The organism is Microcoleus sp. B6-A1, assembly GCF_036705085.1.
In the GTDB taxonomy this organism is placed as follows: Bacteria; Cyanobacteriota; Cyanobacteriia; order Cyanobacteriales; family Microcoleaceae; genus Microcoleus.
The window spans coordinates 1-20,988 of record NZ_JAUBTU010000085.1 but is presented as its reverse complement, the minus strand read 5'-3'; the positions used below and the strand labels follow the sequence as shown (position 1 = coordinate 20,988).

The following is a 20,988-nucleotide window of genomic DNA, read 5'->3' as shown; positions in this document are numbered from 1 at the left end:
TATCCCACCTAAAAGCCATCCCACACTTTCGGTCAAGCAATTAATTCTGTGAATTTCCTGTGCTGTTCCGGCAATTTATCTTGTTTTTTAAGTGGCAGATAAGCCTTCGCTAACTCGCCACTAATTTAGATCACTCGGCGTTACAGCAGCCCATTCCCCTATTAAATAATAAGCAAAAACTGCCCTCGCTGAAAATCCAGGCAGAACCACCAAAAGCAACAGAATGAGAATTTGATTTTTCAGGGAATTTTTTCCCAAACAAGCCAGCCATAAAAACCTGATGCCATTTTTTAATTAACCGCAGAGGACACAGAGGACACAGAGAAAGAGATAAAAAAGATAGATCATCGTAATATACAGCCAAATCCATTCAGAACTTGCGAACCCTTCTCCTCTCTTCCCTTCTTTCCTCTTGCTTCGCGCCCTTCGCGCCTTCGCGGTTCGTTAAAAAAATTTTTACCCGCAAATAGATACCAGAAATTACTTCCAAGAAACCTTCGGCAAAATCTGGTTTTTATCGACACGGTGCTGATATTTTGTAGCAAAATTCAGCAGAGAATCGAGCAGGGAATCTGAGAGGTAGTGCGGTTGCAAACCGAGGTCTAGCAAATTGGTGTTTTTGGCATTGAAATAATGTTCTTCTTTCTCGACTCTGGGATTTTCGATGTTGTTGATTTCTACTTTTAATCCCATTGCCATGCCTGCTTTTTGCACCAAGGAGGCTAAGTCGCCGACGCTGAATTGTTCGGTGAATTGGTTGAAGACGCGGAATTGTCCGGCTTCGGCGGGGTTGGCTAGAGCCAATTCCACGCACCGCACGGTATCCCGAATGTCTAAGAAGCTGCGGGTTTGTCCGCCACTGCCGTAAACTGTCAGAGGATGACCGATCGCAGCTTGGATGCAAAATCTGTTCAATGCTGTACCGAATACTCCGTCGTAGTCCAAACGGTTGATCAACAGTTCATCCATGCCGGTTTCATCTGTGAGCACGCCGTAGACTACGCCCTGATTTAAGTCGGTGGCTCTTAAACCCCAGATTTTGCAAGCAAAATGGATGTTGTGGGAGTCGTGGACTTTTGACAGGTGGTAGAAACTGCCTGGTTGTTTGGGATAGGGTAGTGTATCCTTGCGGCCGTTGTGTTCGATCGTAATGTAGCCTTCTTCAATGTCAATATTCGGCGTGCCGTATTCGCCCATTGTCCCCAATTTCACTAGGTGACAATCGGGGAAGTCTTCGCGGATGGCGTACAGCAGGTTGAGTGTCCCGACGACGTTATTGACTTGGGTGAGGACTGCGTGTTCGCGATCGATCATTGAGAAAGGTGCCGAACGCTGTTCGCCGAAATGGACGATCGCCTCTGGTGCAAATTTTCTCATGCTTTTGCTGAGAAAATCGTAGTTGGTGATGTCACCGACGAACAAGTCGATCGACTTGCCCGTTAAATCTTGCCATCGCTGGAGTCGTTGCTGAATCGGTGCGATGGGAGTGAGGGTGTCGCTGCACAGTTCCAGATCCCAGTGCCGCCGCACGAAGCTGTCGAGGATGCCAACTTCGTAACCTTTGTTAGAAAGGTAGAGTGCGGTTGCCCAACCGCAATAGCCATCGCCACCAATAACCAGGACTTTCATAAATCAACGGTGAATCTTGCTTGCCAATACTGGGTTAATGTACCAGGTATTGGTGCATTCTGAACCTTTAATAAGCGCGTGTTCGCCCAGGAGGGACTCTGTTTTTTTGGATTAAACCGGAATTTCGTCGGCGAAACTGGCCCGGCGGGTGAATTCAAAGGGGCCGGCCTGGGCTCCCCAGACGTGGGCGTCGGTTTCTGGGTCACGTCCGCGATCGTGGCTAATAAATTTGTCTTGGTCAATCTCAAATTCGCTGTCTAGATAGGTTTTTTTGCCCTTTCTGACCACCATGCAGCCTTTTCCGGGTTCGACAGACCCTTTGAAGCTGTTGCCCGTCCACTGCGTAATAAAGGTGCATCCGGGAAGTAGAGTCAGTTGTGCTTTTTTGATTTCTTGCAGCCGTTGCGGGTCGCGGGCCGCGCCGTAGAATTGTTCTTCGTTTTCTATGGCATAATTTTCGATGTCGATTCGATCGCCCACCGGGACTAATTTCAAAACTCGGACTCGGTACGGTACGTGCAGTTCAATATCGTAGGCTTGTTCTAGGTACAAGCTGAGCCCATCCAGAACTTCGACGGGTAAAGGCCTCATGCAGACGCGGATGTGGGCGAAGAATGGCGGGTTTTCAAAGGCTTGGGCTTGGTTGCTGAAGTCGGCGGCCATCCAGCGGGCGAGAGTGACGATATCGGTGGAATGAGTCATTTCGATTTTAGATTTTAGATTTTAGATTTTGGATTGGGGATCTAGTAAAAATTATTTTAGGGGAAAGGGCGCGTCCGACGAAATTCTGCGACAATTATTCAGAGTTGGAGTGTTAAAAACCCCCTATTGTCGCCGCGTCATTGCCATCACAGCATCAACAGTAAGTTCGGGTACAATACTTACTGTTGGCAAAATGTCTGCTCCCGAACAAACTAGGGGTAGGTTATCGCCCTGCCATACCCAAACTTGTTGGCGAGATAAATCTATTAACCATGCTAATTGCGTTCCATTGCTAAGGCAAAGGAGAATCTTATTCTGCAAGTCTAAAGTGCTTTGATTTGGCGATCGAATTTCAATCAACCAATCTGGCGCTCCATCAAACGGCCCGTCTTCATCAGGAAGCCGATCGCACGCTACGATCGCGATATCTGGCACTGGTGAATGGGGAGGTACCAAGCAGCGCAATTCTGGGACTGCTTCAAATCTATCGGTACGATCATTGATATAGTTAACCAAGTTGTTTTGCAGTCGCGAGTGAAACAGAGTTGGCATAGTTTTTTGAACTGCCCGCCCAGCCATCAATTCCCATGCGGGCGAAGACTCAATATTTGGTTGAGCAAGAAACTCTTCTAGTGAAACTGTTGCAATGGACTGAACCATGTTTTTTAGAAGGACTTCACTGCGCTTGTCACGCGCAAAACTCTACTGCATTATATCGCAAAATCAATGCATTTTCTTCTGCCAACTCTCGAATTTTTAGTCTAACTCGCCCCATTGGTGCGCCCTCAATCTTCCAAAATCTCGACCAAATCTTCCATTGTCACGTCGAAGGCGCGGGCAATTTTGTAGACAGCAGAAAGATCGACTGTATTCAAAGCATCGCGCCTCCCGTAGCTTCTGACAGTGTTGTAGTTGACTCCGGATCGATCGGCAACTTCTTTGAACGTCCAACCTCTTTGCTCAGCTAGTTCTCGAATCCGCAATCTAACATATCCCATTAGCGCGATCGCCCTTACTATTCCAAAAACTCGACCAAATCTTCAATCATGACATCAAAAGCAAGGGCGATCTTCTGAACGGCACTCAGATCGACCATACTCATCCCATCATCGCGTCTAGCGTACCCTTTAACCGTGTTGTAATTAACCCCTGAGCGATCTGCCACGTCTTGCAGCGTCCAGCCCTTTTCTTCTGCCAACTCTCGAATCTTTAGTCGAACTCGCCCCATTGGTGCGCCCTCAATCTTCCAAAATCTCGACCAAATCTTCCATTGTCACGTCGAAGGCGCGGGCAATTTTGTAGACAGCAGAAAGATCGACCGTGTTTAAAGTATCGCGCTGAACGTAGCTTCTGACAGTGTTGTAATTAACTCCGGATCGATCGGCAACTTGCTTTAGTGTCCAACCCTTTTGCTCAGCTAGTTCTCGAATCCGCAGTCTAACGTATCCCATGTTTTAACTTGACATTGATGCGTATGCAACATATGATATCTATGTACACTAAAAACGATCGCCCTCCTAGCCTCGAAAACTTAAGGGCGATCGCCTTTTCTACCACACCCCACGAACGTGGGGAAGGATTACCCTATGATACCAACATCCAAGCCCAAATTAAACGCTCATCCCTGGTGTATCGTGCGGCAATTGCCAAATATGCAGCGATTGGTTGTGGCAAGGTTCCACCGCCGGGGCGATGCGGAGGGATACATACAGATTTTACAGCGGTTGTTGCCGACGGCTAAACACGCGATCGTTTTTGATACGACAGGGGCTGAGAAATTGGCAGAAGTTCGATCGACTCAATTAGAACGAATGTTGTAATTAATCAGGAGCGATCGTGTTTTATAGCAAGTGCGATCGCTCTTTCCTTAAATCCACTTGACAACTGATAAGCTACAATATTTCAAGAGTATCTGAGAGCTTCGATCCCTATGAATACTCAATTAATGGTAAAACCTTCTTCTTTGATGCCCCAAGGCATCAAAATGGTAGAATTTGGGAATATTTACTTATTCAGATTTACCGACGATCTCCAATCTCGCATGGAAGAACTGCTAGAGAGAAAAAGACTAGATTTGTTAACTGTCGATGAACTTCCCGAATTAGCTGGCATCATCGAACTATCCCGAATTTTTACCTTGATTAACGCCCAACTTTCCACCCAAGCTAAATGGTGTGCGATCGCACTCGACAATTTATGCGACAACGAGCTAAATATCTCTGCGAATACTGCCACTCTCCAGAATATCTAAGCCCAGATCGCTTTACCATAGATCATCTCATGCCCAAATGTCTCGGCGGATCTGATGACAGTGAAAATTTAGCATTAGCTTGCCGTCGCTGCAACGAACGCCACTACAATTTTACCAACGGAATTGACCAGGAAACTCCGCAAGAATGTTTATTATTTAATCCTCGTCAGCAGCAGTGGTCAGAACATTTTATCGGGACAGCAGATGGTCTAAATATTGTCCCTAAAACTCCCATAGGTCGAGCAACTTGCAATCGGCTTGACCTTAATGATGAACGTTATGATGAAAAGGATTCGATTCGGCGATCGCGCAGGTTTTGGGTAGAAGGTGGTTGGCATCCACCTGCTGAAGATGCTCGTCAATTAGAATAAGTCATCTTCTCATCCTCAAGGTGAATAAACCTCAGATTTAGCATTACTCTCAAGATATTGCTGATAAGCTGCCTCATCTCCTCCAAACGAGTCGATCGAAATACCAGCACTTGGGACTGGCATCAGCGGACTAGGTTTAGGTGCGTACTGACAATAACATACAGCAATCAAATCGTAGTTGCTTCCTGGTGCCTCAGTGGGGTATTGTTCAACCCTGACAACTTCCCAATCTCCGACTCGATAGTGAGTATCGCTATCGGGGAATTGCGGATCGTCGAACTCTTCAATCCGGTAAAACTCGTAGGGACGATTCCCCGGTTGAGGTAGGGGTTCGTCAGAGGAATCATAATACTCGCAGAGAATATCAGTTGTTGCCCCAGTGTGAGCCAACATTCTATTTTCCCAGCCTTCTGCTGACATCGATTGAGCCTTAAAAATGATATATTTCCGCATAATTAATCTTCATCCTCATTTTCTAGATAGTTAGGAAAGCGAGTTTGTCCTTTAAAGATACAATTGACTTTTAAAATATCTCCTCCGACTCTCTTAATTCGCAGCAACTTCCATCCATACTTTCGTTCCATTTCCAAACACTTTTCTGGATCTGTTGCTGCGTGCCAAGAGGTATCTTCTGGGTTGGATTCATTAGTATTGGTCATGCAATTGTCAATAAGTCAAATATCAAATTAATCAATTCTAGCCTAAAGTTATATTAGTCGTCGAAGCATTTGCGCCGTCAATCTACAGATAAACCTAGAGATTTGTGGCGCAAATACCTTGTCGAACTGATACTTTTGCCAGAGATTAAATCCTCTGGTTGAGACATCTAAATTAGCAAATTAGATGAGTTTGACAGCCCGCAGACCAAACATCAGCACTGTCGCCAAGCCGATCATGCCGCCAAAAATCCCAAAATAAGTTATTGCTCCGCTAAGAGTCATGGCAATTTCTCCAAAAAAATCAATAAAAAGACCTATAAGAACTATAATCTAAAATCTAATATCTAAATTAGATAAATATGCAATCCATAATTAAAGTTGACTTGGGGCCACAATCTTACAATGTTTGCGTGCGATCGGGCGGCTTAGACGAACTCGGCAGTCTGATGGGCGATCTAAGTTTGGGCAAAAAAGTGCTGCTGGTGTCGAATCAGTCGATTTTTCGGCAGTACGGCGAAAGAGCAACAGCAGCCCTCGAATCAGCCGGTTTGGAAGTCAGTAGCTGCATTTTACCACCGGGAGAGCAGTACAAAACTTTAAATTCGGTACAGAAAATTTACGGTGCGGCTTTGGAAAACCGCTTAGAACGTTCCTCGACAATGGTGGCTTTGGGCGGCGGGGTGGTTGGCGATATGACGGGTTTTGCTGCGGCGACTTGGCTGCGGGGAATTAATGTCGTACAGGTTCCGACTTCGCTGCTGGCGATGGTTGATGCTTCTATTGGCGGCAAAACGGGGGTAAATCATCCTTTAGGGAAGAATTTAATCGGGGCTTTTCACCAGCCACGTTTGGTTTTGATTGACCCGGATGTACTCAAAACTCTGCCGGCGAGGGAGTTTCGGTCGGCGATGGCGGAAGTCATCAAGTACGGGGTGATTTGGGATGCTGAACTTTTCGGGAAGTTGGAGAATTGCAAGCGTTTGGATCAAATGCGCTATGTGAAGGCGGATTTGTTGGCTGAAATTTTGAGCAGGTCTTGCCAAGCTAAGGCTGAGGTGGTAAGCAAAGACGAGAAGGAATCGGGTTTGCGGGCGATTTTGAATTACGGACACACCATCGGTCATGCTGTGGAAAGTTTGACCAATTACAAGGTGATCAATCACGGGGAAGGAGTGGCTATCGGTATGGCTGCGTCAAGCCGATTGGCTGTGGAGTTGGGAATGTGGGATGCTGAGTGCGATCGCCGTCAATCTGCTTTAATTGAAAAAGCGGGTTTACCTGCCAAATTGCCGGCGGGTGTGGATGTTGAGGAAATTTTGCATACTTTGCAACTGGATAAGAAGGTGCAGGATGGCAAGGTGCGGTTTGTGCTGCCGGTGCGCTTGGGTGAGGCTGCTGTGAGCGATCGGGTGGATGGGGATTTGATTATACAAGTTTTGAAGGAAATGCTTTAGGAAGTCAGTAGTCAGTAGTCAGTAGTCAGTAGTTAGTAGTTATTTGTTTGTTCTAATAACCAATAACTAATAACCAATAACCAATGCAGCTTAAGAGCCGCTCGACCGCGAATTAATTTCCTCCAAGATTTTATCTACTCTGTTAGCCGCTTGAGTTCTGCCTTGCTTGATAAATAACTCCTTAGCTTTTTTTAGGCTGGCTACTGCCTCCGCTTGGTTTTCCTTGTCTCCTTGTTGGTACAAACCAACTCCTAAATTGTTTAAAGCATCGGGATATCGATCGTTAATTTTAACGGCTTGTCTCCACTGAACAATTGCCTCGGGCAACTGCCCCTGACTTGCCATCGCCACGCCTAAATCGTTGTGAGCTTTGGCGTGCTGCGGGTTGACTTCAATTGCTTTTTGGAATAGAGCGATCGCATCGCTCATTTTACCTTGTCCCGACAGCATAGTTCCCAACTTGTAATAAGCATCCGCTTCTTTGGGATAGCGAGCGATTAGTTGCCGGTACAAAGCTTCGGCATTGACAGCATTTCCTTGACCGTAAAGGTCGTTGGCCGTTCTCAAACCCATCGTGTAGCCTTTACCTACAACTTGGCACTTTTTCTCGGAGTTGCCTTCCTGCTTGCAAATCCTGAGTTCGTCTCCCTTCATCTCGTAGGACAGAACTTCCCGAACAGCAGGGCCTCGGCGCGATGGCTGCAAGTTCTGCGATTGCAAGTTTTGCGAGAGTTGCAGGGCGATTGTCTCAGCCCCGGCCGGTTGGGCCACTGCGACACTGCAGATTCCTGCACCCACCAAAATGCTTGGGGCAATCCACCTCAAAGGTTTGAACCAGGGAAACTCTCGATCGTTTTTCATGTCTTTTGTGGAAACGTGTTGTTGATATCCTGGGTTTCACTAGGGCCGTAAGAGTCGGAGCCGATGGGGCCCACCCGATGAAATAGTTAGTTATTAACAGTCGAGATATTTTAGCACTGCGGGGCCGAGTTTGAGTTAAATTAGAGTAGAATTCCGATCGATTCTCAGTCAACCTTAGCAGGAAAATAGAAATGGGGCAGTCTATTCTTACCATGCTCTTTGCGCTCATCCTCGGCTACGCTGTTAACTCAAGCGTCAAAATAGTCAGCGGTGGCGACGAAGCTTTAGTGGAACGTTTGGGTCAATACAAGCGCACCCTCAAGCCAGGATTCCACTTTATCAGTCCCCTGGTCGAAAAAGTCGTCTGCGTGGACACAAGCCGTGAAAGAGTTTTAGACATTAAACCTCAATCAGCAATCACGGGAGATAATGTGGCTCTCGAAGTCGATGCCGTTGTGTATTGGCGGGTTGTGAATTTACAGAAAGCTTATTATGGAATCGATCAAATTGAAAATGCGATCGCCAACTTAGTTTTAACGACGTTTCGCGCTGAAATTGGTCGATTGCCCATGCAAGACATCTTGGGTTCCCGAGATGACATGAATAAAAAGTTACTCAAAAAGTTGGACGAAGCTACCGAAACTTGGGGTGTCAAAGTAATTCGGGTGGAAATTCAAAGCATTACACCTCCGAAAAGGGTGCAAGAAGCTATGGAATTGGAGCGCGCTACCAAGAGCGAGTGGCAAGCAATGGTCAATAAGGCGATCGGTACTAAGGAGTATATGAGGCTCTTAGTTGAAGCTTTAGACTCCCATCCCAATAGCAAGCAAGTTTTGAATTACTTAGTAACGGAAAAATACTTAGACGCTCAACAAAAATTGGGCGAAAGCGACAATGCCAAAATTCTGTTTATGGACCCCAGAAGCATGAGCGAAGCTCTGGGCGAACTGATGGGTTCTATGCCCGATGTGACGCCTCCTTCTGAGGGCAGCCAAATAACAGTTATCGAGACTAACACTTCTCAAGACTGATTCCTGAAGATAGCGTCGGCAACCAGACAAACATCGTGCATTTCTCTGACATCGTGTACTCGCAAGATATCTGCCAAATTTGCGATCGCACCTGTACAAGCCGCCGCTGTCCCCCAAACTCTTTGTTTCGCTTCTGGCTGATTCAAAATGTGACCGATGAAGCTTTTTCGCGATACTCCGACTAAAATCGGACAGTTTAAAACACGGAATTTTCGCAACTCTCGCAGAATTTCTAAGTTTTGACTGTAAGTCTTGGCAAAGCCAATACCAGGGTCGAGAATTATTTGAGATTTGTCAATCCCCGCCGCAACTGCTGCCGCAATTCGACTCTCGAAAAATTCCCCAATTTCCCCCATTAAATCGCGATAATCTGTGAGTTGTTGCATCGTCTGGGGAGTTCCCCGAATGTGCATCAAAATTATTGGCACTTTTAACTGAGCAACCGTTGACAGCATTTCCGAGTCAAAAGTTGCTCCCGAAATATCGTTAATTATATCAGCTCCCGCCTCTACCGCAGCTTTCGCAACCTGCGCTCTGGTAGTATCTACCGAAATAGGAACTGAGCCAAAAATATCTGCTTTTTGTCGCAGTATTTGTACTACAGGTATAACGCGATCGATCTCCTCTCCTAATGATATTTCCGCTGCACCGGGCCGAGTAGATTGACCGCCAATATCAATAATATCTACCCCCGACTTTACCATGTTTTCCGCTTGCGCTAAAGCAGATTCTATGGTAGAGAAATCTCCCCCGTCACTAAAACTATCAGGGGTAACATTCAAAACGCCCATTAGATAAGTGCGTTTTCCCCACTCGAAAGCTTTATTTCTAATTGTAATTTTTTCTGGGTTATTTGTCATGGCGATCGTGGGATTTGATATCGGACTGGACGCACGGGTAGCCAGAAACCGGGTTTTTTCACGACAATATTTGGTTGCAACCCACAGATTCTGTAAAAAACCCGGTTTCTTTGAGTCTTAATGCGTCCAACACTGTTCAACCAAAACTTAACCAGCTAAAAACAGTATCAACTGTCAATTCTAATTCAATTTTATCAATTATTGGCAACAGAGCTGCACCTTTATACAGTTCTACTTTTTGTCCGGGAAATACTGCCAAAATACTCTCTTCTTCTGGGTCTAGTAACCACCCCAACTCAGTGCCGTTTCGCGAACAGTGGAGCAAGTTACTCAGCACTTTTGTTTGGCTTTGGTTGGGAGATAGAATTTCTATCGACCAGTCGGGATTAATGTCAAAGCGGTTAACAATTCTACCAGATGGCAAAAAAGGAATTCTTTCCCATCGGAATACTGCTACATCTGGCACGATTGATGCCCCGCCAAAAGTGCAGCGCAACTCGGGAAAAGCATTGGCAATTTTCCGAGTTTTCGCTACTTGATTGATAGTCTTGCAGAGTTCACCTTGAAGTACGCTGTGTTCACCTTGAGGCATGGGCTTCTGAATGATTTGTCCCTCAAGAAATTCTGAGGCCGGTTCAGTTTCAGGAAGTTTGAGGAACTCATCTAAGGCGGGTTTGGGTTTAACGATCGCAGTCATAGGTTAATTCTCCCGATCCGAGAAACACTGAACGGCACATCACAATTGTAGGCGATCGCTGTTTAATTCCCGCTGCCCTGGTCCCACTTACCACTTAGCAATTACCTATTAGCAATTACCTATTACTGATAATTGACAATTCGAGCAAAACTCGCAGCTTCCAAACTAGCACCACCAACCAAAACCCCGTCAATCTCAGGCATCGCCATAACTTCATCAATATTCTCCGGTTTGACGGAGCCGCCGTACTGAATTGGCACGCCAGGATTAGTCAATTTACTGCGAATCAAACCAATAACTCGGTTAGCTTCCTTAGCTTCGCAAGTATCGCCAGTGCCAATCGCCCAAATCGGCTCGTAAGCAATTACCAACTTATTTTGGTCAACATCAACCAAATCTTTTTCCAATTGAGAAAAAATGTGAGATTCAGTTTCCCCTGCATCTCGCTGCTGCTTGGTTTCCCCAACGCACAGAATCGGAATTAAATCGTATTTCTGAGCCGCTTTTAGCCGCAAATTGACCGTTTCGTCAGTTTCCCCAAAATATTGGCGTCGCTCGCTGTGGCCGATGATGACATAACGGACACCAAGTTCACTCAGCATTGGCCCGGAAATTTCCCCAGTAAAAGCTCCAGACTCTTGCCAGTGGACGTTCTGAGCACCGAGTCTGATCCGGCTGCCGTGCAAATTTTTCGACAGGACAGCCAAGGAAGTGAAGGGAACGCAAAGCACGACTTCCCGTTCCTCTGGGGTTTCCGTCAGGCAGGACATGAATCCTTGAAGAAACTCTAGGGATTCAGTCCTAGTTTTGTACATTTTCCAGTTGCCAGCAATAACTATTTTCCGCACGGGTGACTCAGTAGCTCTGTGAACATCAAAATCAGGCAACTTATAGTTTAAAGCTTTAGGGTACATTTCGAGCCCTTATTGCCCAAACTCGATGCGAGCTTGCTCAACTAAGTCAACGGTGACGACTTCGGTTTCGGCTTCGCGGGCCAACTGCTCGATGCGGACGCGAGCTTGTCCCCGGACAAAGTAGGGAATATTTTTCAGCTTCGCCTTGGCTTCTGGCGTCCATTTTAAATCATCGGAAAATTCGGAATCGGGCATGGCGTTTTGAGCGATCGACTACAAGCCTTCATGGATCTGGCTTTGATGGAAAGCCTGGATGTATTAAATTTACCACGAGTTGCGATCGCCCCACACCTTCTCACTCTGCCTTAAATTTGTTGCCTAAAATAGCCGACGCTTCTTGTAAAAGCTGATTCTGCTCTTCTCGAATTGCCTCCAACCTTGTCAAAATATTAGCAAGTCGTTCCTGAGACTCCAAACTGTTTGATTCAACTCCCCTCAATTGTAAAGCTGAATTATTTTTATCTTCGGGATTCTTTGAAACCAATGAGTTTACGGCCACTCCACCAAAATTACTTACAGATTTAGAGCCGACACTCCAAACCCCTTGCATAATTTTTCCAGGGCTTTGCAGAATAAATAACCATCCTTCTGCAAAAAAGCTACCTAAAGCCTGCAATAAACCCAAGATCATGAATATAAATAGTAGCAACATTGCTAAAGATATCAGCGGATGACTCACCAACCAGAAGACTACAGGGTGAGAATCAATCCAATCTTTGACAGTACCATTGATAGCGTTTTGAATGGCATCTGAAGCGGCACCGCTCATATTTGCCGCCTTGTTAATGCTATCTTCTAATGAAGCCTTAGCCTTTTCTGTAGCTATATTTACACTCTCTACAGCTTGGCTAGTGCTTTGATTCAGAGTATTAACCGCAGAGTTAGTAGTTTGATTAATAGTTTCTTTGGCCGTTGCCGCAGAGTGAGAAACAGCATCAACAGCTTTGTTGGTACTTTCACTGACTGCACTAACGGCTTGATTCGTGACTTCAGATATAGAAATCCTCGCTTTTTCGGTTTTCTCCGCTACAGTACCTAAAGCATTCTTCGTAGTTTGATTAACAGTATTAACGGCAGAATTCGTAGTTTGAGTCAGAGCTTCTTTTGCCTGATACGCAGTTTCAGAGAGAGAAGATTTAGCTTCGGCTGTTGCTTCGGAAACAGAATTCATTGCTTTTCCGACTTGTTCTGTCCAAACTTCTTTCGTTTTTTGAAAGCTTTGAGAAAAATCAGGCAGTGCTACTTCCATAGTAAGTGAGATCCATCAAGTTAATTTACTGTTTCCCAGTGATTATAGTATATATAGCAATGCTTGCAGGAGTCATAAATTTTTTACCCCACCCCAACCCTCCCCGAACTCGCGGGGAGTCCGTAAGAAATTCACAAATGATGCGAGAATTCCTATAGTATAGCTTCCATCCGCCCATGCTTTGAAAGATGATTCCAACGCTTTGACGATGTGTTCCCGACTCAAACCCAAAGACAGGAGTTTAGACAATATCTGGGGGGATTATTGGGAGAAAGGAGAGAAAACACCTATCCCAGATCGCGCAGAACGCTGTAAATGTTTGTTAACAAAGCTTACGCCTTTTTGCACTCTGTGCTTCCTGGTGCGAACCAACGCTCAACCAAGGGCGAAGCTATACGTGATAGTGTGACCATCAGATGTATTCCCCAAAAATAGATCGGACGATCGCTTAAAAATGAGGCAGGAATTTGATGCACCCGAAAAAGGCTGAATTAAGTTGAGAAATATAGCATATTGTCCCACGAGCGATCGCCAGATAACAGGCGATCGTTCGTCAAAGATCCCTCGACGTTGTAAAAACTGTTTAATGCCCCCAAAATAATTACATATTTACAAAAATTAGCGCAAGTGACCAGACTTTATATCTCCGAAAAAAAGCGATAAATTTTAAGTTGACTGTGGCTGTTGGTTTAACAAACCGGACGCTGCCTAGGATGTTGTTGCGGCAGCTTATCTGGTGTATAATTTATGACATATTTGCCAAGTTTTCACTTTCCATCCCACGGTCAAAATATGCTAGGCTAGAATGTTTCCAAAGTTTAAGATACACCCTGACGTATGTATCAATCATTAGAAGACTCAGCCATTTCGACTAATCCATCTACGGAACCGTCCTCTCTAATTCTTATCGTCGATGACGATGCCTTGATTCGTTTGCAACTTCGACTGTATTTACAGAAGGAAAAATACCGCGTGGCCGAAGCTAGTGATGGGTTGACAGGGCTAGCAGCTTATGAGGAAGTACATCCAGACCTGATACTGCTAGATGCAGTGATGCCTACTATGGATGGTTTTGCTTGTTGTCAAAAATTATCTGAAGTGCCTCAGAGCGATCGCCCACCTATTTTGATGATTACTAGCTTAGAAGATAAAGAATCTGTCGATCGAGCGTTTGCAGCAGGAGCGGCTGACTATATAACCAAACCAATTCACTGGGCTGTTCTGCGACAGAGAGTGCGGCGGTTGATTCAGCAATTCCACTTGCAACAGCAACAAACTCTACTTTACAAGCAGCTAGAGGCCGCCAATCGACAATTAAAATACCTAGCGTCAATGGATGGTTTGACTCAGATTGCCAATCGCCGTCAATTTGACGAACAGCTAGAGCAGGAGTGGCGACGCATGACGAGGCAGCAAACTCCTTTGTCACTAATTTTGTGTGATATCGATTTCTTCAAGCCTTACAACGATACTTATGGACACCAAGCAGGGGATGTATGTTTACAGCAAGTGGCCGCAGCTCTCAATCGCAGTATTAATCGAGCTGGAGATTTAGTCGCACGTTATGGAGGTGAAGAATTTGTAGTGATTTTGCCCGAAACAGAGCTTGAGGGAGCCGTCCAAATCGTTAAAAAAATTCAGGCTTGCGTCCAAGCTTTAGCAATAGTCCATAAGAGTTCTCCGAATCATTGCATTACGCTCAGCTTCGGTATTACCACTGTGATTCCCACCCAAGAGTGCCTGCCAGAAACTTTAATTACTGCTGCCGATGCAGCACTTTATCAAGCCAAAGACCAAGGTCGTAATACTTTTTGTACCAAGACTCATACAGTTAAGGAGTTCACTCATTAAATCATAAGATCAAAAACTATACCTCTCGTAATTTGGAATAATTTTTTCTTAAAAGTTGAGCGAAATATCAAGTCCTGCATGAGTAAGCATTGGTTGTAGTATTAAAGCTTAAATAATCGGTGGTGCGATCTTCAGGGAAATTTTCAGGTAAATAACAGATCGGCTCTATGGCGTTTTTTTTATCGGAATCAGGTCATATTCAGCAACTAGCGATTATAAAAGTTTATGCGAGGGGCTAGCTCAATGCGTAATAAAAGATGGTTAGGTGCGATCGCCCTTCTCACTGGTGCGGGTGTTCTGGGCAACTATTTCAGTGTGTCTCTTTTATTTGGGGTTGATTTCCTCTTTGGCAGTATTCCCATACTAATTATTACTTACTATTTCGGCTGGGGCTGGGGAGGCTTGGCTGGTATAATAGCAGGCAGCTATACTTATATCCTTTGGCATCATCCATACGCCACGATTATTTTGGTAATTGAGGCTCTGTTTGTAGGGTTTCTTTGCAAGAAGTGCAAACATCCGAACCTCCTTTTATTCGATGGGATTTACTGGTTCTTAATTGGAATGCCCCTCGTTTGGGTTTTCTACGCTCAAATGATGCACATGGACGTGAATCAGGCCATACTCGTTATGTGCAAACAAGCAGCCAACGGCATTTTTAATGCCTTAGTTGCCAGCTTAATCATTTCGTATGCGCCGATTTATCGGTGGGTTACTCATTCAAAAAATCTCGCTCTCTCTTTACAACAAACTATTTTTCATCTGTTGGTTGCTTTTGTCTTTATTCCAGGACTGCTCCTATTAGTTTTTGATGGTAGATACTTTCTTGGTCAAATCCAAACGACGGTGCAAACGGAGTTACAAACAAACGCAAAAAGTCTCACTAGCGCCATATCTAGATGGCATCAGCGACATCTCTTAGCTTTGAATACATTAGCTGAAAAATCGCTCATACCTGAAGCCGCCACTGCTGCTAATACAGCGATTAAATCAGCCGAGCAGCTACAACAAAACATTAGCATGATCGAGCAGATGTTGCCAGATTTCGACAAAATTTATGTTGCCGATTCATCGGGAACAATTTTAGCTACTTCTTCTCCTTTAGATCAAACCCGTCGGCGGTTGATGGAACAAAGCACGGAACATCAATCTCTAATTCCCCTGGCTCAAGAGCGGTTGAGACCTTGGATGACTCCTATCCACAAAGATATATTAGTGGACGAACCTCATGTAGGATTGAATGTACCCCTGCAACTTCAAGGGAATTTTCTTGGGCTGATCCACGGTTCATTAGCATTAAGGCATATCAAAGCTCTCTACATTTTCCAGAGAAACAATCAGCAACTACGGATTACACTGCTCGATGAAAACAACCGAGTCATTGCTAGTAATCAATCCGACCAAAAGCTTTTGACCAGTATTCAGGAGTCAAAAAACGGCAGCACTCGCACCTTAGAGGGAACCTTGCAGCAGTGGATTCCTAGCAATGGCAAAAATCCGATGATCCGTTGGAAAAACTCTCTGTATATACAGGAATTTACAATTAGCTCCGATCTGGACTGGAGATTACGCTTAGAAATTCCAGCCTCTCCCTATGTAGAAAATTTACAAAATCGCTACAAGGCTGACTTGATTATTCTACTCGTCATCACCATGTTGGCATTTTTGTTTGCAACGCTGGTTAGCGAACGACTGGTCAAGCCATTATCCTATTTAGCTGGTGCGACTGCTGACTTACCCAACAAGCTTTCAGAAGAAACATTTGAATGGAAACATAGCTCTGTTACTGAAATCAATGAGCTTGCTCGCAATTTTCAATTGATGGCGATCGCACTCAATCAAAAGTTTAGGGAGATTAAACAGGTCAACGCCACATTAGAACACCGAGTTCAAGAACGAACGCAAAAATTATCCAGAATCAATCGATCTCTCAAAGGTGAAATTAAGAGACGTAAACAAGCCGAAGCTGAACTAACAACAAGAGAAGCGGCCATACGATCTTTATATGAAGTCACTGCTACCCAAAGTCTCAATTTTGAGCAGCGCATCCAAGCGTTGATTGACATGGGATGTCAGAATTTTGGGCTTGAAAGTGGCATCTTGGCTCGCGTGCAAGATAACCGTTATGAGGTGATGGTTGCGCGCGAGCCCGATGCAGTCCTGAAACCAGGTGATGCCCTTGATATTAAGCAAACTTTGTGCTGTGAAGCTTTAGACACAAATGAACCCCTAACCATCGAACATATAGGCACCTCAAAATGGCGTTACCATCCTGCCTATCTTGCCCAAGGCATGGAAGCTTATATTGGAACACGAGTTTTAGTTGCAGGCAAAGTTTACAGTACCCTCAGCTTTTCTAGTAAATCTCCCCGTGCAGACAGCTTTAAATCTGCCCATGTGGAATTACTGAAGCTGATGGCTCAATGGATAGGTAGTGAAATTGAACGGCATGAGGCAGAAGTCGCTCTGCAAGCGAGTGAAGAGCGGTGGGAACTCGCCCTACGTGGTAGTAATGAAGGGGTATGGGATTGGAACGTCAACACCAATGAAGTATTCTTCTCGGCTCGCTGGAAAGAAATGTTGGGCTACGAGGATCATGAAATTGCCCATCACCTGGACGAATGGAGCAAGCGGGTGCATCCCGATGATCTCGGTTGCGTCATGCAAATAATTCAAGATCACTTTGAGGGCAAAACTTCCTTTTATATTACAGAACATCGAGTTCTTTGTAAGGATGGGAGCTACAAGTGGATTCTAGCTCGAGGCCAAGCGCTTTTGGATGAAGCGGGCAAAGTTGTCCGTATGACTGGTTCTCAGAGCGATATTACCGATCGCAAAAACTTAGAGCAGGAAATTCAAGCCAGAGAGCAATTATTGAATGCTTTCTTTAAAGGAGCTTCCCTAGCAGGGGTGGGGCTGTGTATCCACGATCGGCAGTTGAGATTTTTACAAATCAATGAGGCACTAGCTGAATTTAATGGCCACTCTGTGGAGGCTCACTTAGGTAAGATAACCGATGATATTTTGGGAGAATTTGCTGCTGGTGTAAATCAACTATTACAAAAGGTTTTAGCAACTGGAAAACCTTCGATCAACTTGGAAATTAGCACAGCACTATCCAGTCAAACGGGTGTCAAGCGCCACTGGCTCGTTTCTCACTTTCCCATTTTCAAGGATGCAGAGCAGCCTGTAGCAGTGGGTTGCATTCTAATTGAAATTAGCGATCGCAAACGCGCCGAAGCAGAACTGCAACAAATGAGTGCCGCGCTAGAAAATGCCGTAGCAGGCATCTCTCGACTCGATACTCAAGGACGCTATCTGTTTGTTAACGGAACTTATGCCGCCATCACGGGATATCAGCCGGAGGAAATGCTAGGGATGGACTGGCCAAGAACCGTTGATCCTGAAGATGTTGAGAGAATGGTAGCTGCTTATCAACAGATGTTGAGAGAGGGCAGAGTTGAGGTTGAGGCTAGGGGGATGCGAAAAGATGGCTCCAGCTTCTATAAACAATTGGTGATGGTTTCTGCTTATGACGAGCAAAATGTCTTTGTGGGGCATCACTGCTTTATGAAGGATATTACCGATCGCAAGCAGGCAGAAGAAGCACTACAGCGACAGTTGCAAAAAGCCCTACTGCTGAAGCAAATTACCCAAGAAATTCGGCAAAGCCTCAATGCTCAGCAGATATTTGAAACGGCTGCTATTGAGATTGGGCAAACTTTTGGGGTCAGTCGCTGCTTAATTCGCACATACCAGGACACTCCACAGCCTCAGTTTCCTGTCGTTGCAGAGTATCTAGCACCCGGATCTGCCCCCAGCGGGAAGCATGACATTCTGGCCGCGAGTCCTGCTTATACAAAACAGTTGATGGCTCAAGATGAAGCGATCGCCTCCCGAGATGTCTATTGCGATTCATTGCTCACCTGTGATCATTCAATTTGTACCAGTCTCAAATTAAGATCGATATTAGCAGTGCGAACCTCTTACCAAGGAGAACCGAATGGTGCCATTTGTTTGCACCAGTGCGATCGCTACCGTAGTTGGAGTCCCGATCAAGTGGAGTTGCTAGAATCCGTCGCGACTCAAGTAGGAATTGCTCTGGCTCAAGCCAAATTACTAGAGCAAGAAACTCGACAACGAGAAGAATTAACTCTGAAAAACTTTGCCCTGGAGCAAACTAGACGAGAAGCAGAAGCTGCGAACCGAGCCAAAAGTGAATTTCTGGCGATGATGAGCCATGAAATTCGCACTCCCATGAATGCGGTTATTGGCATGACGGGACTACTCCTAGATACAGAACTCAAGGCTCAACAGCGAGACTTTATCGAGACGATTCGCAATAGTGGGGATACCCTCCTGAGTATCATCAACGACATCCTTGACTTCTCCAAAATTGAGTCGGGCAAGCTGGAGTTAGAAAAGCATCCCTTGAGCTTGAGAGATTGCATAGAAGGTGCGATCGACCAACTTGCAGTTAAAGCAGATGAGAAGGATATTGAGTTGGGCTACCTGATCCACCCTAAGACTCCTAATTTCATTTTGGGTGATGTCACCCGTCTCCGTCAGATTCTAGTTAACTTGCTCAACAATGCGATTAAGTTTACTGAAACTGGGGAAGTTACCATTTCCGTGGAAGCCTCTCTAGTTGATTCTGACAAAACAATTTCTGAGCCAGGGAACTTGTCAGAAAGCTTGTATGAAATCCAGTTTGCCATTCAAGACACAGGCATTGGTATTCCAGCCAACCGGCTCGATCGACTGTTTAAGTCTTTTAGTCAAGTAGATGCTTCGACGACTCGGCAGTATGGAGGGACAGGTTTAGGTCTGGCGATTAGTAAGCGACTTAGTGAAATGATGAACGGCATGATGTGGGTTGAGACCAGAGGTCACGTCGGAGGAACCCCTTCACCCAAATGGCTAGCCACTAATTCTCATCGAGTCACAATGGGTTCTACCTTCTACTTCACGATTGTGGCTTCCTCTGTGGCTACTGAGTTAGCGGAACCGAGTGAAATGCTACCTGAACTATCTGGCAAGCGTTTATTAATCGTCGATGACCTGCCCATTAACCGACAAATTCTGACTTTGCAAGCCGAGACTTGGGGGATGCAAATTCGCGCTGCCCAATCGGCTGTGGAAGCGCTCAACTGGCTTGAGACAGGAGAAACGTTTGATGTCGCTATTTTAGATATGCAAATGCCACAAATGGACGGCCTGACACTCGCCTCAGAAATCCATCAGCTTCCTAAGTGCCACCGTTTACCCCTAGTGTTGCTGACTTCAATGGGCTACCCAGAAGCCAGTTCTTCAGCGCTCTCCACCCACTTTGCGGCTTTTTTAAGCAAACCCATCAAACAATCCCAGCTCTATCAAATACTGATCCATGTGCTACAAGCTCAACCGAAAAAAGTTCAACCACAGCTCCCTATATCTGTTCAGGATGATATGAAACTGGCCGAGAGACTCCCACTGCGAATTCTGTTAGCAGAGGATCATCTGGTGAATCAGAAGGTGGCACTGCTGCTGTTAGAGCGTTTGGGATACCGGGCGGATATTGCTGCCAATGGATTAGAAGTTTTGGAAGCCCTGAATCGCCAGCCTTATGATGTAGTGCTGATGGATGTACAAATGCCAGAGATGGATGGGCTAGAAGCCAGCCGTCGTATTTGTGAGGAGTGGCCGGCTGATGCTCGTCCCCGAATTATTGCAATGACGGCGAATGCCATGCAGGGCGATCGACAGGTTTGTCTTGATGCTGGCATGAATGACTATATCAGTAAACCAATTCGACTAGATGCTCTCATCCAAGCGCTGAGTCAGTGTCCACCCAACCCCGAACCGCAGCAGGCCCAAAAGGAGGAATCAGATAGCAAGAAGCCAGAAATTGATGTACCAGCGGTTAACCTCACAGAACTGCAAGCCTTCTGTAGCAGCATCGATGAAGATTCAACCCAGATTTTGAGCTTGCTGGCGAACTGCTACTTGGAGGAAGGCGTAAAGTTGCTAGAAGCTATGAAATTAGCGATCGTCCAAGCGGATACTGAAACCCTAAACCGAGCGGCCCATACCCTCAAAGGCAGTAGTGCGAACCTAAGCGCGGCTCCTCTGGCCCAGCTTTGTGCCACGCTAGAAGTTATGAGTACCTCTGGTGAACTCGATCGAGCCTCATCCCTATTTGCTCAAATCGAGGTTGAGTACGATCGTGTCAAGAATACTCTCCAACAAGAACTACAAGCATAGCGAAACTAATACCATTTTTCTAAAGATGTGCTATGGATGAAGTCTTAGCCCCCCCTTAATAAGGGGGGGTTGGGGGGGGTAATATCTAGCGCTACTTTATGAAATTGGTATAATCTATGAAAGTCAATTAAAATAATTACTAATACCATTTTTCTAAAGATGTGCTATGGATGAAGTCTTAGCCCCCCCTTAATAAGGGGGGGTTGGGGGGGTAAT

Annotated in this window: 22 protein-coding genes; 7 read left to right on the top strand and 15 right to left on the bottom strand. The window is 45.5% G+C overall.

Going from position 1 to position 20,988, the window contains the following annotated elements:
- Positions 1–480 precede the first annotated feature (480 nt).
- The 6 genes from QUB11_RS24775 to QUB11_RS24750 all read right to left on the bottom strand — a co-directional run bounded on the left by QUB11_RS24775 (position 481) and on the right by QUB11_RS24750 (position 3,782).
- Positions 481–1,629 carry an NAD-dependent epimerase/dehydratase family protein gene (locus QUB11_RS24775; RefSeq protein ID WP_333057384.1) on the bottom strand — a complete coding sequence of 383 codons (1,149 nt, stop codon included), beginning with the start codon at positions 1,627–1,629 and terminating at the stop codon, positions 481–483.
- A 111-nt stretch (positions 1,630–1,740) separates the two neighbouring features.
- Positions 1,741–2,331: a chromophore lyase CpcT/CpeT gene (locus QUB11_RS24770; RefSeq protein WP_333200460.1), complete on the bottom strand. Its 591-nt coding sequence runs from the start codon at positions 2,329–2,331 to the stop codon at positions 1,741–1,743.
- A 123-nt stretch (positions 2,332–2,454) separates the two neighbouring features.
- Positions 2,455–2,991, bottom strand: coding sequence for a Uma2 family endonuclease (locus tag QUB11_RS24765; protein WP_333200458.1), 537 nt, complete (start codon positions 2,989–2,991; stop codon positions 2,455–2,457).
- A 125-nt stretch (positions 2,992–3,116) separates the two neighbouring features.
- The gene (locus QUB11_RS24760; protein ID WP_333200456.1) at positions 3,117–3,329 is read right to left on the bottom strand and encodes a helix-turn-helix transcriptional regulator; all 213 of its coding nucleotides are present in this window, start codon (positions 3,327–3,329) and stop codon (positions 3,117–3,119) included.
- A 17-nt stretch (positions 3,330–3,346) separates the two neighbouring features.
- Positions 3,347–3,559, bottom strand: coding sequence for a helix-turn-helix transcriptional regulator (locus QUB11_RS24755; protein WP_333150720.1), 213 nt, complete (start codon positions 3,557–3,559; stop codon positions 3,347–3,349).
- Positions 3,560–3,569: 10 nt separating this feature from the next.
- Positions 3,570–3,782, bottom strand: coding sequence for a helix-turn-helix domain-containing protein (locus QUB11_RS24750; RefSeq protein ID WP_236502947.1), 213 nt, complete (start codon positions 3,780–3,782; stop codon positions 3,570–3,572).
- 135 nt (positions 3,783–3,917) lie between these two features.
- Here QUB11_RS24750 and QUB11_RS24745 point away from each other — a divergent pair, with 135 nt between their 5' ends.
- The 3 genes from QUB11_RS24745 to QUB11_RS24735 all read left to right on the top strand — a co-directional run bounded on the left by QUB11_RS24745 (position 3,918) and on the right by QUB11_RS24735 (position 4,953).
- Entirely contained in the window at positions 3,918–4,151 is a 234-nt protein-coding gene (locus QUB11_RS24745; protein ID WP_333200454.1) for a hypothetical protein, read from the top strand.
- A gap of 110 nt (positions 4,152–4,261) precedes the next feature.
- On the top strand, positions 4,262–4,582 hold the full coding sequence (locus QUB11_RS24740; RefSeq protein WP_333200452.1) for a hypothetical protein: 321 nt from the start codon (positions 4,262–4,264) through the stop codon (positions 4,580–4,582).
- A 29-nt stretch (positions 4,583–4,611) separates the two neighbouring features.
- Positions 4,612–4,953, top strand: a complete 342-nt coding sequence (locus QUB11_RS24735) for an HNH endonuclease signature motif containing protein (RefSeq protein ID WP_333200450.1) — start codon at positions 4,612–4,614, stop codon at positions 4,951–4,953.
- Positions 4,954–4,968: 15 nt separating this feature from the next.
- On the opposite strand, the gene QUB11_RS24730 is transcribed toward QUB11_RS24735, so the two are convergent.
- The 3 genes from QUB11_RS24730 to petL all read right to left on the bottom strand — a co-directional run bounded on the left by QUB11_RS24730 (position 4,969) and on the right by petL (position 5,894).
- A complete protein-coding gene (locus tag QUB11_RS24730; RefSeq protein WP_333257565.1) occupies positions 4,969–5,406 on the bottom strand; it encodes a hypothetical protein in 438 nt (145 codons plus the stop codon).
- Between the two features lie 2 nt (positions 5,407–5,408).
- Positions 5,409–5,612: a hypothetical protein gene (locus QUB11_RS24725; protein WP_190741596.1), complete on the bottom strand. Its 204-nt coding sequence runs from the start codon at positions 5,610–5,612 to the stop codon at positions 5,409–5,411.
- A gap of 180 nt (positions 5,613–5,792) precedes the next feature.
- Positions 5,793–5,894, bottom strand: coding sequence for a cytochrome b6-f complex subunit PetL (gene petL / locus QUB11_RS24720; protein WP_006633742.1), 102 nt, complete (start codon positions 5,892–5,894; stop codon positions 5,793–5,795).
- A 77-nt stretch (positions 5,895–5,971) separates the two neighbouring features.
- On the opposite strand from petL, the gene aroB reads away from it, so the two are divergent.
- The gene (gene aroB / locus QUB11_RS24715) at positions 5,972–7,066 is read left to right on the top strand and encodes a 3-dehydroquinate synthase (RefSeq protein WP_333391944.1); all 1,095 of its coding nucleotides are present in this window, start codon (positions 5,972–5,974) and stop codon (positions 7,064–7,066) included.
- Between the two features lie 90 nt (positions 7,067–7,156).
- Here the strand turns inward: aroB and QUB11_RS24710 are convergent, their stop codons facing one another.
- Positions 7,157–7,927, bottom strand: a complete 771-nt coding sequence (locus QUB11_RS24710; RefSeq protein ID WP_333200444.1) for a tetratricopeptide repeat protein — start codon at positions 7,925–7,927, stop codon at positions 7,157–7,159.
- A gap of 191 nt (positions 7,928–8,118) precedes the next feature.
- On the opposite strand from QUB11_RS24710, the gene QUB11_RS24705 reads away from it, so the two are divergent.
- Positions 8,119–8,958, top strand: coding sequence for a stomatin-like protein (locus QUB11_RS24705; protein WP_333139986.1), 840 nt, complete (start codon positions 8,119–8,121; stop codon positions 8,956–8,958).
- Here QUB11_RS24705 and folP read toward each other — a convergent pair.
- From folP to QUB11_RS24680, 5 genes are all read right to left on the bottom strand, one after another.
- Positions 8,949–9,818, bottom strand: coding sequence for a dihydropteroate synthase (gene folP / locus QUB11_RS24700; protein WP_333200442.1), 870 nt, complete (start codon positions 9,816–9,818; stop codon positions 8,949–8,951). The two genes, QUB11_RS24705 and folP, sit on opposite strands and share 10 nt — an antisense overlap.
- A gap of 136 nt (positions 9,819–9,954) precedes the next feature.
- Positions 9,955–10,515: a Uma2 family endonuclease gene (locus tag QUB11_RS24695; protein ID WP_333200441.1), complete on the bottom strand. Its 561-nt coding sequence runs from the start codon at positions 10,513–10,515 to the stop codon at positions 9,955–9,957.
- Between the two features lie 122 nt (positions 10,516–10,637).
- The gene (gene tpiA / locus QUB11_RS24690; RefSeq protein ID WP_333200477.1) at positions 10,638–11,363 is read right to left on the bottom strand and encodes a triose-phosphate isomerase; all 726 of its coding nucleotides are present in this window, start codon (positions 11,361–11,363) and stop codon (positions 10,638–10,640) included.
- Between the two features lie 75 nt (positions 11,364–11,438).
- A complete protein-coding gene (locus QUB11_RS24685) occupies positions 11,439–11,624 on the bottom strand; it encodes a PCP reductase family protein (protein WP_006633749.1) in 186 nt (61 codons plus the stop codon).
- A gap of 100 nt (positions 11,625–11,724) precedes the next feature.
- Complete coding sequence (locus QUB11_RS24680) at positions 11,725–12,678, bottom strand: hypothetical protein (RefSeq protein ID WP_333157288.1); 954 nt, start codon at positions 12,676–12,678, stop codon at positions 11,725–11,727.
- Positions 12,679–13,515: 837 nt separating this feature from the next.
- On the opposite strand from QUB11_RS24680, the gene QUB11_RS24670 reads away from it, so the two are divergent.
- Both QUB11_RS24670 and QUB11_RS24665 read left to right on the top strand, forming a co-directional pair.
- Positions 13,516–14,529: a PleD family two-component system response regulator gene (locus QUB11_RS24670; RefSeq protein WP_333200439.1), complete on the top strand. Its 1,014-nt coding sequence runs from the start codon at positions 13,516–13,518 to the stop codon at positions 14,527–14,529.
- 225 nt (positions 14,530–14,754) lie between these two features.
- Positions 14,755–20,772: a response regulator gene (locus QUB11_RS24665; protein WP_445300863.1), complete on the top strand. Its 6,018-nt coding sequence runs from the start codon at positions 14,755–14,757 to the stop codon at positions 20,770–20,772.
- The last annotated feature ends 216 nt before the right edge of the window (positions 20,773–20,988 follow it).

Coding starts and splice junctions, on each gene's coding strand:
- QUB11_RS24725 (WP_190741596.1), bottom strand. CDS start 5,612: ATGACCAATACTAATGAATCCAACCCAGAAGATACCTCTTGGCACGCA.
- QUB11_RS24665 (WP_445300863.1), top strand. CDS start 14,755: ATGCGAGGGGCTAGCTCAATGCGTAATAAAAGATGGTTAGGTGCGATC.
- QUB11_RS24760 (WP_333200456.1), bottom strand. CDS start 3,329: ATGGGATATGTTAGATTGCGGATTCGAGAACTAGCTGAGCAAAGAGGT.
- QUB11_RS24775 (WP_333057384.1), bottom strand. CDS start 1,629: ATGAAAGTCCTGGTTATTGGTGGCGATGGCTATTGCGGTTGGGCAACC.
- QUB11_RS24740 (WP_333200452.1), top strand. CDS start 4,262: ATGAATACTCAATTAATGGTAAAACCTTCTTCTTTGATGCCCCAAGGC.
- folP (WP_333200442.1), bottom strand. CDS start 9,818: ATGACAAATAACCCAGAAAAAATTACAATTAGAAATAAAGCTTTCGAG.
- QUB11_RS24750 (WP_236502947.1), bottom strand. CDS start 3,782: ATGGGATACGTTAGACTGCGGATTCGAGAACTAGCTGAGCAAAAGGGT.
- QUB11_RS24705 (WP_333139986.1), top strand. CDS start 8,119: ATGGGGCAGTCTATTCTTACCATGCTCTTTGCGCTCATCCTCGGCTAC.
- QUB11_RS24730 (WP_333257565.1), bottom strand. CDS start 5,406: ATGCGGAAATATATCATTTTTAAGGCTCAATCGATGTCAGCAGAAGGC.
- QUB11_RS24680 (WP_333157288.1), bottom strand. CDS start 12,678: ATGGAAGTAGCACTGCCTGATTTTTCTCAAAGCTTTCAAAAAACGAAA.
- QUB11_RS24735 (WP_333200450.1), top strand. CDS start 4,612: ATGCCCAAATGTCTCGGCGGATCTGATGACAGTGAAAATTTAGCATTA.
- QUB11_RS24770 (WP_333200460.1), bottom strand. CDS start 2,331: ATGACTCATTCCACCGATATCGTCACTCTCGCCCGCTGGATGGCCGCC.
- QUB11_RS24670 (WP_333200439.1), top strand. CDS start 13,516: ATGTATCAATCATTAGAAGACTCAGCCATTTCGACTAATCCATCTACG.
- aroB (WP_333391944.1), top strand. CDS start 5,972: ATGCAATCCATAATTAAAGTTGACTTGGGGCCACAATCTTACAATGTT.
- QUB11_RS24685 (WP_006633749.1), bottom strand. CDS start 11,624: ATGCCCGATTCCGAATTTTCCGATGATTTAAAATGGACGCCAGAAGCC.
- petL (WP_006633742.1), bottom strand. CDS start 5,894: ATGACTCTTAGCGGAGCAATAACTTATTTTGGGATTTTTGGCGGCATG.
- QUB11_RS24745 (WP_333200454.1), top strand. CDS start 3,918: ATGATACCAACATCCAAGCCCAAATTAAACGCTCATCCCTGGTGTATC.
- QUB11_RS24755 (WP_333150720.1), bottom strand. CDS start 3,559: ATGGGGCGAGTTCGACTAAAGATTCGAGAGTTGGCAGAAGAAAAGGGC.
- QUB11_RS24695 (WP_333200441.1), bottom strand. CDS start 10,515: ATGACTGCGATCGTTAAACCCAAACCCGCCTTAGATGAGTTCCTCAAA.
- QUB11_RS24765 (WP_333200458.1), bottom strand. CDS start 2,991: ATGGTTCAGTCCATTGCAACAGTTTCACTAGAAGAGTTTCTTGCTCAA.
- QUB11_RS24710 (WP_333200444.1), bottom strand. CDS start 7,927: ATGAAAAACGATCGAGAGTTTCCCTGGTTCAAACCTTTGAGGTGGATT.